Source organism: Microbacterium trichothecenolyticum (assembly GCF_041938625.1).
GTDB lineage: Bacteria > Actinomycetota > Actinomycetes > Actinomycetales > Microbacteriaceae > Microbacterium > Microbacterium trichothecenolyticum_D.
Window position 1 is genome coordinate 1,812,884 of record NZ_CP169427.1, and the last position, 15,204, is coordinate 1,828,087.

General features: G+C 70.8%; 14 protein-coding genes, 1 rRNA gene and 1 pseudogene. All 16 read left to right on the top strand.

The window, feature by feature from the left end; translation table 11 throughout:
* The first annotated feature begins 120 nt into the window (after nucleotides 1-120).
* The 16 genes and pseudogenes from rrf to cmk all read left to right on the top strand — a co-directional run bounded on the left by rrf (nucleotide 121) and on the right by cmk (nucleotide 15,203).
* A 5S ribosomal RNA gene (gene rrf, locus ACEYYH_RS08170) occupies nucleotides 121-237 on the top strand.
* Nucleotides 238-330: 93 nt separating this feature from the next.
* Complete coding sequence (locus ACEYYH_RS08175) at nucleotides 331-2,073, top strand: primosomal protein (RefSeq protein WP_374977706.1); 1,743 nt, start codon at nucleotides 331-333, stop codon at nucleotides 2,071-2,073.
* Nucleotides 2,073-3,110, top strand: a complete 1,038-nt coding sequence (locus ACEYYH_RS08180) for an HAD-IIA family hydrolase (RefSeq protein ID WP_374977707.1) — start codon at nucleotides 2,073-2,075, stop codon at nucleotides 3,108-3,110. Before ACEYYH_RS08175 ends, ACEYYH_RS08180 begins: the two co-directional genes overlap by 1 nt.
* A gap of 53 nt (nucleotides 3,111-3,163) precedes the next feature.
* Nucleotides 3,164-3,322 (top strand): hypothetical protein, encoded by a 159-nt coding sequence (locus ACEYYH_RS08185; RefSeq protein WP_374977708.1) that lies wholly within the window; start codon nucleotides 3,164-3,166, stop codon nucleotides 3,320-3,322.
* Nucleotides 3,319-4,117: pseudogene (locus ACEYYH_RS08190) on the top strand (TlyA family RNA methyltransferase). Before ACEYYH_RS08185 ends, ACEYYH_RS08190 begins: the two are co-directional and overlap by 4 nt.
* Nucleotides 4,114-5,136: an NAD kinase gene (locus ACEYYH_RS08195; RefSeq protein WP_374977709.1), complete on the top strand. Its 1,023-nt coding sequence runs from the start codon at nucleotides 4,114-4,116 to the stop codon at nucleotides 5,134-5,136. Before ACEYYH_RS08190 ends, ACEYYH_RS08195 begins: the two are co-directional and overlap by 4 nt.
* Entirely contained in the window at nucleotides 5,133-6,824 is a 1,692-nt protein-coding gene (recN, locus tag ACEYYH_RS08200; RefSeq protein ID WP_374977710.1) for a DNA repair protein RecN, read from the top strand. The genes ACEYYH_RS08195 and recN overlap by 4 nt, the downstream gene beginning before the upstream one ends.
* Nucleotides 6,825-6,899: 75 nt before the next feature.
* Nucleotides 6,900-8,612: a CTP synthase gene (locus ACEYYH_RS08205; RefSeq protein WP_374978189.1), complete on the top strand. Its 1,713-nt coding sequence runs from the start codon at nucleotides 6,900-6,902 to the stop codon at nucleotides 8,610-8,612.
* A 1-nt stretch (nucleotide 8,613) separates the two neighbouring features.
* On the top strand, nucleotides 8,614-9,201 hold the full coding sequence (locus ACEYYH_RS08210; RefSeq protein WP_374977711.1) for an NUDIX domain-containing protein: 588 nt from the start codon (nucleotides 8,614-8,616) through the stop codon (nucleotides 9,199-9,201).
* 66 nt (nucleotides 9,202-9,267) lie between these two features.
* Nucleotides 9,268-10,218, top strand: a complete 951-nt coding sequence (gene xerD, locus ACEYYH_RS08215) for a site-specific tyrosine recombinase XerD (RefSeq protein ID WP_374977712.1) — start codon at nucleotides 9,268-9,270, stop codon at nucleotides 10,216-10,218.
* Between the two features lie 84 nt (nucleotides 10,219-10,302).
* The gene (locus ACEYYH_RS08220) at nucleotides 10,303-11,187 is read left to right on the top strand and encodes a ParA family protein (protein WP_374977713.1); all 885 of its coding nucleotides are present in this window, start codon (nucleotides 10,303-10,305) and stop codon (nucleotides 11,185-11,187) included.
* A complete protein-coding gene (locus ACEYYH_RS08225) occupies nucleotides 11,171-11,992 on the top strand; it encodes a segregation and condensation protein A (protein WP_374977714.1) in 822 nt (273 codons plus the stop codon). The genes ACEYYH_RS08220 and ACEYYH_RS08225 overlap by 17 nt, the downstream gene beginning before the upstream one ends.
* Nucleotides 11,982-12,605: an SMC-Scp complex subunit ScpB gene (scpB, locus tag ACEYYH_RS08230; RefSeq protein WP_374977715.1), complete on the top strand. Its 624-nt coding sequence runs from the start codon at nucleotides 11,982-11,984 to the stop codon at nucleotides 12,603-12,605. Before ACEYYH_RS08225 ends, scpB begins: the two co-directional genes overlap by 11 nt.
* Nucleotides 12,602-13,375: a pseudouridine synthase gene (locus ACEYYH_RS08235; RefSeq protein WP_374977716.1), complete on the top strand. Its 774-nt coding sequence runs from the start codon at nucleotides 12,602-12,604 to the stop codon at nucleotides 13,373-13,375. The genes scpB and ACEYYH_RS08235 overlap by 4 nt, the downstream gene beginning before the upstream one ends.
* Nucleotides 13,376-14,482, top strand: a complete 1,107-nt coding sequence (locus ACEYYH_RS08240) for a prephenate dehydrogenase (protein WP_374977717.1) — start codon at nucleotides 13,376-13,378, stop codon at nucleotides 14,480-14,482.
* Entirely contained in the window at nucleotides 14,475-15,203 is a 729-nt protein-coding gene (gene cmk, locus ACEYYH_RS08245; protein ID WP_374977718.1) for a (d)CMP kinase, read from the top strand. Before ACEYYH_RS08240 ends, cmk begins: the two co-directional genes overlap by 8 nt.
* The last annotated feature ends 1 nt before the right edge of the window (nucleotide 15,204 follow it).

Genomic DNA, 15,204 nt, shown 5'->3' on the forward strand with positions numbered 1-15,204 from the left:
CCCCCACCCCCGGGTGGGTTGGTTGCTCGCGTCCACTGAGTGGTTCCCGATGTACGGTCGGGATACCGCAACTGAACACAGAATTTTTCACGTTGTGAACACCTGAAACATCGACAGAGTTTCGGCGGCCATAGCGAGAGGGAAACGCCCGGTCCCATTCCGAACCCGGAAGCTAAGCCTCTCAGCGCCGATGGTACTGCAGGGGGGACCCTGTGGGAGAGTAGGACACCGCCGGACACCCATTCACGAAATGGCCACCCACAGACGGGTGGCCATTTCGCGTTAACACGGTGGATTGCCGACGTACACAGCATCCAGGAGGATCGAACAATGGCAGAGCAGGAGCCGCGCGACGATCGACGCGCGCCGCGCGAACGATCCGGAAAGCCCGCGTCGGCAGGTGGCGACCGTAAGCCCTACGCGAAGCGTGATGGCGACCGTCCCTACGCCAAGCGCGACGGTGACCACAAGCCGTACGCGAAGCGTGACGGGGACCGTTCCTACGCCAAGCGCGACGGTGACCACAAGCCGTACGCCAGGCGTGACGGTGACCACAAGCCGTACGCCAAGCGCGATGGCGACCGTCCGTACGCGAAGCGTGACGGTGACCACAAGCCGTACGCCAAGCGCGATGGCGACCGTCCGTACGCGAAGCGTGACGGTGACCACAAGCCGTACGCGAAGCGTGATGGCGACCGTCCCTATGCGAAGCGCGATGGGGACCACAAGCCGTACGCGAAGCGTGATGGCGACCGTCCTTACGCGAAGCGTGACGGTGAGCGTCCGTACGCGAAGCGTGACGGGGACCACAAGCCGTACGCGAAGCGCGATGGCGACCGTCCGTACGCGAAGCGCGATGGGGACCACAAGCCGTACGCGAAGCGCGATGGCGACCGTCCGTACGCGAAGCGCGATGGGGACCACAAGCCGTACGCGAAGCGCGATGGCGACCGTCCGTACGCGAAGCGTGACGGTGACCACAAGCCGTACGCCAAGCGCGACGGTGACCACAAGCCGTACGCGAAGCGCGACGGCGATCGTCCCTACGCGAAGCGTGACGGCGACCGCACGCCCTCCGAGCGCACTGCGCGCCCGACCCGTGGGGGAGCGAACCGCCCCGACCGTGCCGTCCGCGAAGGCGAGATCCGCCCGGTCCGCGCTCGGCACGACGACCCGGTCATCCCCGAGGATGTCACCGGGCGCGATCTGCCGCCGGCCGCCCGCAACGAGCTGAAGACTCTGAGCAAGGAGAACGCCGAAGATGTCGCGCGTCACCTGGTGATGGCGTCGCAGCTGATCGACGAAGACCCGGCGCTGGCCCACCAGCACGCGTTGTCGGCTTCTCGCCGCGCCGGTCGGATCGCCGTCGTGCGCGAGACGCTCGCGATCACCGCCTACGCCACGGGCGATTTCGCACTCGCCCTGCGGGAGCTGCGCACCTACCGACGGATCTCGGGTCGCGACGACCAGATCGCCCTGATGGTCGACAGCGAGCGGGGCGTCGGCCGTGCCGATCGTGCGCTCGAGGTCGGCCGCGCCGTCGACCGCTCCACGCTCGAGACGCCGGTGCGCGTCGAGCTGGCGATCGCGATGTCGGGTGCCCGCCTCGACCTCGGCGAGCCCGAACGCGCGCTGCAGGAACTCGACATCCCCGAACTCGATCCCGACCGCGCGTTCGAGTGGAGCCCCGCTCTGTTCGCCGCCCGTGCCGCGGTGCTCGAGGAGCTCGGCCGCACGGACGAGGCCGCACAGTGGCAGCGGCGCGCCGTGGTCGCCGCCGAAGCGATCGACGCAGCATCCGGTATCGACGATCTTGAGACGGTCTTCGTCGAGGAGGTCATCGAGATGGACCTCGACGAAGACGAGGACGAAGACGAGGACGAAGGCGCGGACGACACCGGTGACGAGCCCGGGACGCCCGCGGATGTCGACGAGTCCGCAACGCCCGAGGACGTCGACGACGCCGCGCCCGCTGACGCCGAGCCGGAGGAGATCTCCGTCGCCGACGAGGTCGCCGAGATCCTCGTGGACGCGGGCGTCGACGAGCCCGCTGGCGACGAGGCCGACCGCTGATGGCCCTGTTCGGGCGGCGGGCTGCGACGCCCGCCCCGCTCGACGGCGTCGACGTGGTGCTGGCCGACCTCGACGGGGTCGTCTACGCGGGTGCCGGCGCGCTGCCGCACGCAGTCGAGAGCCTCAACCGCGCCCGTGACGGCCGCTCGCTGGCGTACATCACGAACAATGCTGCGCGCACGGATGCGTCGGTCGCAGCCCACCTGAGCGAACTCGGGCTCGTGACGACTCCGCGTGATGTCGTCACCAGCCCGCAGGCCGCGATGCGGCTGCTGGCGGAGAAGATCGCCCCCGGGTCCACCGTGCTCGTCGTCGGTGGCGACGGTCTCGTCGTCGAAGTCGAGCGAGCGGGCTTCGTCGTGACGCGCAGCGCCGACGACGCGCCGTCCGCGGTGGTGCAGGGATTCGCGCCGGAGGTGGGCTGGACCCAGCTCGCCGAGGCGGCCTTCGCGCTCAAGACGCCGGAAGAGGACGGCGGCATCCCGTGGGTGGCGACGAACACCGACTGGACGATCCCGCAGTCCCGCGGCATCGCTCCCGGCAACGGCACGCTGGTCTCCGCGGTGCACACGGCGGTCGGGCGGCTCGCGACCGTCGCCGGCAAGCCCGAGGTGCCGATCTTCCAGGAGGCCGTCGCGCGGTTCGAGGCGCAGCATCCGTTGTTCCTGGGCGACCGTCTCGATACCGACATCCTGGGCGCCAACCGTGCCGGCATCCCCTCGGCGCTCGTGCTGACGGGCGTGGATCGACCGAAGCACGTGCTGGCGGCGCCTGAGAACTCGCGTCCGACGTACATCCTGGGCGACCTTCGTGAGCTCCACGAGCCGTACCCCGAGGTGCAGGTGAAAGACGGCGTCGCGACGGTGCGCGGCGCGCGCGTCGCGATCGACGGACCCGACGTCCGCATCATCAGCGAAGGCGACCGGCCGGTCGATCTCGTGCGCGCCGGTGCGGCGGCGATCTGGTCGACCGGCCGGGCGATCTTCGGCTTCCGTGTGCCCGAGCGCCTCTACGCGGACCCGTTTCACCGACCCTGATCCTCGCCGCGGCGCAGCGGGCAGTGTCGGGCGACCCCCGTAGTCTGGAGGGCATGGATCGAGCCGACGGGCATGAGGACGAGCACGGCGACCTGTTGTCGACCCTCGAGGTGATCGAGGCGCAGCCGCTGGACACCCGTGCCGACGCCTACGACACGCTGCACGACACGCTCGCCCGTCGCCTCGAAGCGAGCCCCGGCACCCCGTCATGACGGGCCGCCTCGATGCCGTTCTCGCCGCCCGTGGCCTCGCGCGCTCCCGCACCCACGCCGCCACCCTCATCTCCGAAGGACTGGTGACGGTCGACGGCCGTCCGGTGGTGAAGGCGTCGACGCCGGTCGGCGACGATGCCGTGATCGAAGTCGCCGTCTCCGATCACTACGTGAGCCGAGCTGCGCACAAGCTCATCGCGGGCCTCGACGCCTTCGAGGTCGACGTCCGCGGCCGGGTGGCGCTCGACATGGGCGCGTCCACCGGCGGCTTCACGCAAGTGCTGCGCGAGCGCGGCGCCGAGCCGGTGATCGCCGTGGATGTCGGTCACGGGCAGCTCGCAGCATCCGTCGCACAGGATCCCGGGGTCGTGTCGGTCGAGGGCTTCAACGTCCGCTATATGACCTGACACCCTCGCCGGGGCGAGCGGCGTCGCCGAACCGCCGTCGGTGATCACGGGCGACCTGTCGTTCATCTCGCTCACCCATGTGCTGCCCGCAGCGCGCAGGGTCGCAGCATCCGATGCCGATCTCGTGCTGCTGATCAAACCGCAGTTCGAAGTCGGGCGCACGGCGGTGAAGGGCGGACTCGTGACGAACCCGGTGCTGCGCGCGGACGCGGTCGCCCGCGTGCTGTGGTCGGCATGGGATGCAGGGCTCGGCACCCGTGGCGTCGTCTCCTCCCCGATCGCCGGAACGCACGGCAATTCCGAGTTCATCGCGCACCTCGCACCGGGGCGGGGGAGCAATCCGACAGAATGGTTGAGCACCGTGAACCGACTGGCGGGGAGCCGATGAACGACGCCGACACCGAGGCCCAGCGCAGCATCCTGGTGGTGGCGCACGCCCATCGCGCCGACACCGTCTCTGCCGCGGAGCGGGTCGTCGCCGCGCTGCGCGCCGCGGGCGCCCGCCCCGTGCTCGCCCTCGACGACGGCGAAGACCTGGTGCAGGCGGGGCCCTCGCTGGCCGACGTCGCGGTGCTCGGCATCGACGTGCCGGTGACCGACATCGAGCTGGCGATCGTGCTCGGCGGTGACGGCACGATCCTGCGTGCGGCGGAGCTCGTGCGCGACGGGAGTGCGCCGGTCCTCGGCATCAACATGGGCCACGTCGGGTTCCTCGCCGAGATCGAGCGCGACGACATGGACGAGGCCGTCCGCCGCGTCATCGCGCGCGAGTACGAGGTCGAGGAGCGCATGGCGCTCCAGGTGCGAGTCAAAGACACCGGCGACTCCGTCATCTACGAGACATGGGCGCTCAACGAGGCGACGGTCGAGAAGGCGAGCCGTGAGCGTCTGCTCGAGGTGGTCGTCGAGATCGACGGCCGTCCGCTGTCGACGTTCGGCTGCGACGGCATGGTCGTCTCGACGCCGACGGGGTCGACCGCGTACAACTTCTCCGCCGGCGGCCCGGTGATCTGGCCGACCGTCGAGGCGATCGCCGTGGTGCCGTTGTCGGCGCACGCGCTTTTCGCCAAGCCCCTGGTCGTCGGACCCGAGCACTCGGTCGCGATCGAGGTGCTCGAGCGCACCAACGGCACCGGCATCCTGTGGTGCGACGGGCGCCGGTCGCACGACCTGCCTCCGGGCGCGCGCGTCGTCGTGCGGCGGTCCGATCGCCCGGTGCGTCTCGCGCGCCTGCACCCCGCCCAGTTCACGGATCGCCTCGTGCGCAAGTTCCGCCTCCCGGTCGAGGGCTGGCGCGGTCCGGCCGCGATCACCGGCGTCCTGCCGACGCAGACGGAGCTGATCACGGATGCCGCCACCGCCGTCGACGCCGAGACCGACGTGGTCGGCAGCGAGGTCGCCCCGTGATCGAAGAGATGCGCCTGCGCGACCTGGGCGTGATCGCCGAGGCGACGCTGCCGATCGGCGCGGGATTCACGGCGATCACCGGTGAGACCGGCGCCGGCAAGACGATGGTCGTGACCGGGCTCGGGCTGCTGCTGGGCCAGCGCGCCGACTCCGGCGCCGTGCGTGCCGGCGCCACCCAGGCGACGGTCGACGGCGTGTGGATCGTCCCCGAGGACGGACCCGTCGCCGCGCGCGTGCGCGAGGCCGGCGGCGACGTCGAGCCCATCGGCGGCGGCCGCGCCGAGCTGTACATCGGGCGCTCGATCTCGAGCGAAGGCCGAGGGCGGGCCTCCGTCGGCGGGCGGGCCGCGCCGGCCGGCGTGCTCGCGGATCTCGCCGACGAACTGGTGGTCGTGCACGGGCAGTCCGACCAGCTGCGGCTGCGCTCCGCGGCCGCTCAGCGCGACGCACTCGACCGCTTCGGCGGCGAGGCCGTCCACACCGCGCGCGATGCCTATCGCCGCGCCTTCGAGCACTGGCGTGCGATCGATCGCGAGCTCTCGCAGCTCACCGAGGATCGCGACGCGCGGGCGCGCGAGGCCGAAGACCTCCGTGCGCAGCTCGCCGAGATCGAGCAGGCGGCCCCCGAGTCCGGCGAAGACGCGGAGCTGGCCACCCGCGCCGAGCGCCTCGCGAACGCCGAGGAACTCCGTGTCGCCGCCGCGACAGCCCATGACGGACTCTCCGGCGACGGCGACGAACCCGACGCCGGGGCACTCCTCGCCGAGGCGCGCCGCGCCCTCGAACGCGTGCACGACCCCGTGCTGGCAGAGCTCGGCGGGCAGCTCGCCGACGTCGGCTATCGCGTCGCCGACATCGCCGCAGCGCTGGCAGGCTACCTCGCCGACCTCGACGAATCGGGGCCGCACGAGCTCGCCGCGGTCGAAGAGCGCCGCGCCGTGCTCGCCGGCCTGGTCCGCGCGCACGGCACCCTCGATGCCGCCATCGAGCTGCTCGACACCGGCTCCTCGCGTCTGGCGGAACTCGACGACGACTCGGGTCGCTCCGACCGGCTGGCGGCGGAACGGGATGCCGCAGCATCCGTCCTCGACGAGACGGCGGCCGCGCTGACCGCGGTCCGCACCGAAGCGGCCGGGCGGCTGGGTGCGGCGGTCACGACCGAGCTGCGTGCACTCGCGATGCCGGACGCGCGCCTCGAGGTCGCCGTGACACCCGGAACCGAATCCGCGTCGGGGCGTGACGACGTCGCCATCCTGCTGGCCCCGCACCCCGGCGCCGAGCCGCGCGCCGTCTCCCGCGGCGCGAGCGGCGGGGAGCTCAGCCGCGTCATGCTCGCGATCGAGGTCGTGATCGCGGCCGTCGACCCGGTGCCGACATTCGTGTTCGACGAGGTGGACGCCGGCATCGGCGGCGCCGCCGCGATCGAGGTCGGCCGGCGTCTCGCGCGGCTGTCGGAATCGTCGCAGGTGATCGCGGTCACCCACCTCGCGCAGGTGGCGGCGTTCGCGGCCAACCACCTGACCGTCGTGAAGGCGAACGACGGCTCGGTCACGGCATCCGACGTCCGCCGCCTGGACGGCGCCGATCGCGAGGCCGAGATGGCCCGCCTGCTGTCGGGCATGCCCGACTCGGACGCGGCCCTCACGCACGCACGCGAGCTGCTCAGCCTTCGCACCGAAGTCGGCTGAGCGCTGCCCGCCTCCGCGTGTCCCCAGGTTCTGCGAAGCTCATCGAAACACTGCCTGATAGGATAAAAGCCCGTGATGCAGACTTCTGATTCTTTCCGCGGCGACACTTCGAACGACACCACCAAGCACATCTTCGTGACCGGTGGTGTCGTTTCCTCGTTGGGCAAGGGTCTCACCGCGGCCAGCCTCGGAAACCTCCTCACCGCCCGCGGTCTGCGCGTCGTGATGCAGAAGCTCGATCCCTATCTGAACGTCGATCCGGGCACGATGAACCCGTTCCAGCACGGCGAGGTCTTCGTGACCGACGACGGCGCCGAGACCGACCTCGACATCGGCCACTACGAGCGCTTCCTCGACATCGAACTCAGCCAGGCAGCCAACGTCACGACCGGCCAGATCTATTCGCAGGTCATCGCGAAGGAGCGGCGCGGCGAGTACCTCGGCGATACCGTGCAGGTGATCCCGCACATCACCGACGAGATCAAGCGCCGCATGCGCCTGCAGGCCGACGAGACGCCCAAGCCCGACGTGATCATCACCGAGATCGGCGGCACCGTCGGCGACATCGAGTCGCAGCCGTTCATCGAGTCCGCCCGCCAGATCCGTCATGAGCTGGGCCGCAACAACGTCTTCTTCGTGCACGTGTCGCTGGTGCCGTTCATGGGTGCGTCTGGCGAACAGAAGACCAAGCCGACGCAGCACTCGGTCGCGGCGCTGCGCTCCATCGGCATCCAGCCCGACGCGCTGGTGCTGCGCAGCGACCGCCCCGTCACCGAGTCGAACAAGCGCAAGATCGCGCTCATGTGCGACGTCGACGAGGGCGCGGTCGTGAACGCGGTCGACGTGCCGAGCATCTACGACATCCCGTCGATGCTCAACGAGCAGGGCCTCGACGAGTACATCGTCCGTGCGCTCGGTCTGTCGAAGGCCGCCGACGTCGACTGGTCGCGCTGGCAGCGCGTGCTGAACGCCGTGCACAACCCGAAGCACGAGGTCACGATCGGCCTCGTCGGCAAGTACATCGACCTGCCCGATGCCTACCTCTCGGTCACGGAGGCGCTGAAGGCCGGCGGGTTCGCGCAGGAGACGCACGTCAACATCCGCTGGATCCCCTCGGACGAGTGCGAGACGCCGGAGGGCGCCGCCAAGGCGCTCGGCCCGCTCGACGGCATCGTGATCCCCGGCGGCTTCGGCATCCGCGGCATCGAGGGCAAGATCGGCGCGCTCAAGTTCGCGCGCGAGCAGGGCATCCCGACGCTCGGCATCTGCCTCGGCCTGCAGTGCATCGTGATCGAATACGCGCGTCACGTCGCCGGGATCGCGGATGCCTCGTCCAGCGAGTTCGACCCCGACACGCAGCATCCCGTCATCGCCACCATGGAGGAGCAGGTCGACATCCTCGACCACGGCGACCTCGGCGGCACGATGCGGCTCGGCCTGTACCCGGCCGACCTCGCGGAGGGCTCGATCGCGGCCGAGGTGTACGGCGGCGACCGCGCGTCGGAGCGCCACCGCCACCGCTACGAGGTGAACAACCGCTACCGCGACCAGATCGCGGAGGCCGGCCTGGTGTTCTCGGGCATCAACCCGGACCTGAACCTCGTGGAGTACGTGGAGCTGCCGCGCGACGTGCACCCGTACTACATCGCGACGCAGGCGCACCCTGAGCTGCGTTCGCGTCCGACCGACGCGAACCCGCTGTTCCGCGGTCTCGTCGGCGCGGCGCTCGACCGGCACCGCGCGAGCGAGCTCTTCGAGGTCGAGCCCGATGAGCTCACGGTCGCCTGACGTGACGGAAGAACTCCTCGCCGACGAGCCCGTCGACGCCACCGTCCTCGACAGCGACCTGGTCTACGAGGGCCGGGTGTGGGATGTGCGCAGTGACACCGTCGCCTACGGCGACGGGCAGATCGTGCGTCAGTACGTCGATCACCCCGGCGCGGCCGCGGTCGTGGCGGTGGACGACGAGGGGCGGGTGCTGCTGATCCAGCAGTACCGGCACCCGATCCGCCACCGCGACTGGGAGATCCCGGCCGGCCTGCTCGACATGGCCGGCGAGACGCCGCTCGAGACCGCCCGGCGCGAGCTCGCCGAGGAGGTCGACCTCGTCGCCTCGTCGTGGGAGCCGCTGGTGAGCATCTTCACCACGCCCGGAGGGAACGACGAGATCGTGCACCTGTTCCTCGCGCGCGGGCTGACCCCCGCGAACGAGGTGCACGCGCGGGCGGACGAGGAAGCCGACATCCGTCTGGAGTGGCTGCCGCTCGCCGACGCCGTCGCGGGGGTCCTCGCCGGACGCCTGCGCAACGGCATCCTCGCGGTGGGCCTGCTCGCCGCCGCCGAGCGACTCCGCCAGGCGGGCTCCACCGGAGCCTGACGAACCCTCCGAAGTTCGCCGACAGCCCCGCCGAACGTGAGACCCTCGTGACAGGAGGCGCCTGACATGCAGATCGCTCGAGCGGTGGACTCGTACCTGCGCCACGTCGCGATCGAGCGCGGGCTGTCGGAGAACACCGTCGCGGCGTACCGACGGGACCTCGCCGGCTACGCCGAGTGGCTGCGCGAGCAGCATGTCGACGACACGGCCGCGGTCACGTCGGTGACCCTCGCGAGCTTCATCGCCGACCGCGCGGCCGCCCAGCCGCCGATGGCGGCGTCGTCGCTCGCGCGGTTGCAGTCGTCGGTGCGGGGGCTGCACCGGTTCCTCGCCCGCGAAGGCATCGAGCCGGCCGACCCATCGTCGAACCTGCGCCCGCCGAAGCAGCCGCGGCGGCTGCCCAAGGCGCTCACGATCGAGCAGGTCGAGAGCCTGTTGGATGCCTCGGGCCCGGCGCCGGCGACCGAGGCCGACGTGTCCGGCAGCGGGGGAGCGGCGGCGGGAGACCTGCTGGGCATGCGCGACCGCGCCCTGCTCGAGCTGCTGTACGCCACCGGCGCACGCGTCTCGGAGATCGTGCAGCTCGACGTGGACGACGCGGCGCACGGCGACGTGCTGCGCGTGCGCGGCAAGGGATCGAAGGAGCGCATCGTCCCCGTGGGGTCGTACGCGCGTGCCGCCGTCGACGCGTACCTCACCCGCGCGCGGCCGGAGCTCTCCCACCGCGGCCGGTCGACGCCGAAGCTCTTCCTCGGTGCGCGCGGAGCACCGCTCTCGCGGCAGAGCGCCTGGCTGATCATCCAGTCGGCGGCCGAGCGCGCCCACCTCACCGCGCACGTGTCGCCGCACACCCTCCGGCATTCCTTCGCAACCCACCTCCTGCAGGGCGGCGCCGACGTCCGCGTCGTGCAGGAGCTGCTCGGCCACGCCTCCGTCGCGACGACGCAGATCTACACGTACGTGTCGGTCGACGCCCTCCGCGACGTGTACGCGACGTCGCATCCTCGCGCCCGCTGACCTCGGCGACCGCCGCGCCGCAGGCGTTCCCGTGCGCGGCGTGACTAGAATCGGTGGACACGAAGCACGTAGGTGGGAGCATTGGTGGCGGGCAAGGCACAGGCGGCGACGAAGGCCGCCACGGGGGACACTCCGATCGGACCCACCGGTCGTCCCTATCAGGGCTTCCCCACCCCGCCGAAGCTCGCCGGTCACGGCCCCGCCCGCATCATCGCGCTGTGCAACCAGAAGGGCGGCGTCGGCAAGACGACGACGACCATCAACCTCGCAGCCGCGCTCGCCGGTTACGGCCGCAAGGTGCTCGCGGTCGACTTCGACCCGCAGGGCGCACTGTCGGCGGGTCTCGGCATCCAGACTCACGAGATCCCGACGATCTACGACCTGCTGCTCGACGGCAAGCGCGACCCGCACGAGGTCATCGTGCACACCCGTGTCGAGAATCTCGACGTGATTCCGGCGAACATCGATCTCTCGGCCGCCGAGGTGCACCTGGTGAACGAGGTCGCGCGCGAGCAGACGCTGTCGCGGGCGCTGCGCAAGGTCACGGGCGATTACGACGTGATCCTCATCGACTGCCAGCCGTCGCTGGGCCTCCTGACGGTCAACGCGCTCACCGCGAGCCATGGTGTCGTCATACCGCTCGAGTGCGAGTTCTTCGCCCTCCGCGGAGTCGCGATGCTCATCGAGACGATCGACAAGGTGCGCGACCGACTCAACCCCACCATCACGCTCGACGGCGTGCTGGCCACGATGTACGACGCGCGTACGCTCCACTCGCGCGAGGTGCTCGAGCGGGTGGTCGACGCCTTCGGCGACGACGTCCTCGAGACCGTGATCGGCCGCACCGTCAAGTTCCCGGATGCCTCCGTCTCGGGCATGCCGATCACCGAGTTCGCGCCGGAGCACGCCGCCGCGCAGGCCTACCTGCGGCTGGCGCGGGAGCTGGTCGCCCGTGGCGCTGTCGCCTGACGCTTCGGCAGGCTCACCGACCGGGGAAGGGTTCCGGGTCGCCCTCTCGAACTTCGACGGGCCTTTCGACCTCCTCCTCACCCTGATCTCGAAGCACGAGCTCGACATCACCGAGGTGTCGCTGTCGCTCGTGACCAACGACTTCATCGCGTACCTGCGCGATCTGGGTCCGGGTGAAGAGCTGGACGAGGCATCCGAGTTCCTCGTCGTCGCGGCGACCCTGCTCGACATGAAGGTCGCGGGACTGCTCCCGCAGGGCGAGCTCGTCGACGCCGAGTCGGTCGCCCTGCTCGAAGCGCGCGACCTGCTGTTCGCGCGACTGCTGCAGTACCGCGCGTTCAAAGAGGTGTCGACGTGGTTCGAGCGGTGCCTGCGCCGCGAGGCCGTGCGCCACACCCGCTCGGTGCGCCTCGACGAGAAGTACCGCAACGCCGTGCCGGAGCTGGTGTGGTCGCTGAGCGCCGACGACTTCGCGGCGCTGGCGCTCCTGGCGATGACGCCGAAGGAGATCCCGCGCATCGGGTTCGACCACCTGCACGCGCCGCTGGTGAGCATCCGGGAGCAGGCGGCGATCGTGGTGACGCTGCTGCGGGATGCCGGGTCCCTGACATTCCGCGAGCTCATCGCGGGCGTCGGTCAGCCCGGCGTCGTCGTCGCACGATTCCTCTCGGTGCTGGAGCTGTACCGCCACGCCGCCCTGTCCTTCGAACAGCTCGAACCGCTCGGCGAGCTGACCCTCCGCTGGAGCGCGCAGCGCTGGAGCGACGAGAACCTCGCCACCCTGGGAGCCGACTATGACCGATGATGCTTCGACAGACTCAGCGACCGGGGGTGACGCGCCCGTCGTGACCGTGACCGACGTCGCGCGGCGCCTCGAGGCGATCCTGCTGATCGTCGAGGAGCCGCAGAGTCTGGTGAGCCTCGCGACCGCGGTCGGCGCGCCGGTGCCCGCGGTTCGACAGGCCATCGAGTCGCTCGTCGACGACTACGACGGCAAGTCCGTCGGACCGGTCCGAGGCTTCGAGCTGCGTGAAGTCGGCGGCGGTTGGCGGCTCTACGTGCGCGAGGAACTCGACGACCTCGTCAGCGAGTACGTCGGCGGCCAGGCGCCGTCGCGCCTGTCGCAGGCGGCGCTCGAGACCCTCGCCGTCATCGCGTACAAGCAGCCGGTGACCCGCAGCCAGGTCGCGTCGATCCGCGCCGTGAACGTCGACTCCGTCGTGCGCACACTGCTGGCGCGCGAGCTCATCACCGAGCTCTTCGCGGACTCCGAGACCGGCGCCATCAACTACGGCACCACCGACGCGCTGCTCGTGCACCTCGGCATCAACTCGCTCGACGAGCTCCCGCACATCTCGCCGCTGCTCGACGGTGTCGATGAAGTCGAAGACAACCAGGACGAAGGAGTGCGTCGATGACCGGCGGATCGGAATCGACCGAGGGCGTGCGCCTGCAGAAGGCCCTCGCGAACGCGGGAGTCGCGTCGCGGCGCGTCGCCGAGCAGCTCATCGTCGAGGGACGCGTGCGGGTGAACGGCGCAGTGGTCACCGAGCTCGGCTCACGCGTCGACCCCGAGAACGACCTGGTGGACGTCGACGGCACGGCCGTCCAGTTCGACCAGTCCAGGCGGTACGTCATGCTCAACAAGCCCACGGGCGTCGTGAGCTCGATGAAGGACGACCGCGGTCGCCCTGACCTTCGCCGCTTCACCGAGGACTGGGATGAGCGCCTGTACAACGTGGGGCGATTGGATGCCGAGACCAGCGGCCTGCTCGTGCTCACGAACGACGGTGAGCTCGCGCACGTGCTCGCGCACCCGTCGTTCGGCGTCACCAAGGTGTACATCGCCAAGGTCGACGGCCGCGTGACGCCCCAGACGATCCAGAGGCTCCTGAAAGGCGTCGACCTGGAGGACGGCCCGATCTCCGCCGACAAGGCCCGGCTGCTGTCGTCGTCGGCAGAGGGCGGCGGCTCGCTTGTCGAGCTCACGCTCCACTCGGGGCGCAACCGTATCGTGCGTCGCATGATGGCGGAGGTGGGGCATCCGGTCGTCGAACTCGTGCGACGGCAGTTCGGCCCGCTGCACCTGGGAACGCTGCCAGCCGGGCGCGCCCGCGAGTTGACTAAGGTGGAGCGGGGCGCTCTGCTGACTCTTTCGCGCCAAGCCGCAGGTCAACAGGAGGATTAAGTGACAGCGACCTCCCTTGCTCCGCGCGTGCAGGGCACGGTGCGCATCGTCGGCGCAGGCCTGCTCGGCGCGAGCATCGGCCACGCGCTCAGCGCACGCGGCGTCGATGTCGCGCTCGACGACACGTCACCGTCGCAGCTGCGTCTCGCGATCGACTACGGTGCGGGCCGCCGCGCGGCCGAGGGCGATGAGCCGTCGCTGGTCGTCGTCGCCGTGCCGCCGGACGTCACGGCCGATGTGATCCAGCGCGAGCTCGAGCGCCACCCGGGCGCGGTCGTGACGGATGTCGCGAGCGTCAAGCTCGAGCCGCTCCTCGCGCTGCGCGAGCGCGGCGTCGACCTCACGCACTACATCGGCTCGCATCCGCTGGCGGGGCGCGAGCGCGGGGGAGCGATCTCCGCCCGCGCCGACATCTTCGTCGGCCGCCCGTGGGTCGTGTGCCGCGACGAGGAGACGTCATCCGCCGACCTCGCGCTCGTCGAAGGCCTCGCTCTCGACCTCGGGGCGACGCCGATCGAGATGACCCCCGAAGACCACGACCGCGGCGTCGCGCTCGTCTCGCACGTACCGCAGCTCGTCGCGAGCCTGCTCGCCGGCCGCTTCGTCGACGCCCCCGACGGGTCGCTGCGGCTCGCCGGCCAGGGCGTGCGCGACACCACCCGCATCGCAGCGTCCGCTCCCGAGCTGTGGGTGCAGATCCTCGGCGCGAATGCGGCGCCCGTCGTCGACGTGCTCGACCAGATCGCGGCCGACCTCTCCGCCGTCGCCGACGCGCTGCGCGAGCCCGACGCGCCGGGCGCCCGCCGCGCCGTCGCCGACACGATCCGCCGTGGCAACGACGGCGTCGAGCGCCTGCCGGGCAAGCACGGCCAGAACCGCCGCTTCGAGCAGGTCGTGGTGATGGTCGATGACACCCCGGGCCAGCTCGGCCGGCTGTTCGGTGAGCTCGGCGACCTCGACGTGAACGTGGAAGACCTGCGCTTGGAGCATTCGCCCGGCGCCCAGTTCGGCCTCGCCGAGATCAGCGTCGTCCCGAGCGCCGTGCGCCGGGCGATCGACGGCCTCGAGTCGCGCGGCTGGAAGATTGCGAGCACCACCAATGACTGACCCCGCGATCACCAAACCGGGGCCCGACCCGGTCATCGTCGCGATCGACGGCCCCGCCGGCAGCGGCAAGTCCAGCGTCTCGAAGCAGGTCGCCCGCCGTCTCGGTTACGGCTACCTCGACACCGGAGCTGCCTACCGCGCCCTCGCGTGGCACGCGCTCGAGCACGGCATCGACACGTCGGACGCAGCATCCGTTCTCGATGTCTCGGGGAGTTTCGACTACGCGATCTCGCTCGACCCGGACGCGTACTGGGTGCGTGTCGGGTCCAGCGACGTCACCGACGCGATTCGCGAGCCCCGCGTCTCGGACGCCGTGAGCGGCGTCGCCCGCGTGCCCGCGGTGCGCCAGTCGGTGAACGCACTGTTCCGGGCTCTCGTGGCGCGCTCCGGGCGACCGGGCGTCGTCGTCGAGGGGCGTGACATCACGACGGTCGTCGCCCCCGACGCGCCTGTGCGCATCCTCCTCACGGCCGCGCCGGAGATCCGCGCCGCGCGCCGCAGCGCCGAACTGACGACGCACGATGCCGCGTCCGTCGCCGCCGCGCTGCACCAGCGCGACGCCTCGGACTCGGCCGTCGTCGACTTCCTCACCGCCGCGCCCGGCGTCGAGGTCGTCGACTCGACCCCCCTAGATTTCGACCAGACCGTGGACGCCGTGCTCGGCGTGATCCAGGCCGCGCTGAGCGCGCCGGCGGTCGACTCACAGCAGACAGGAGCCTGAG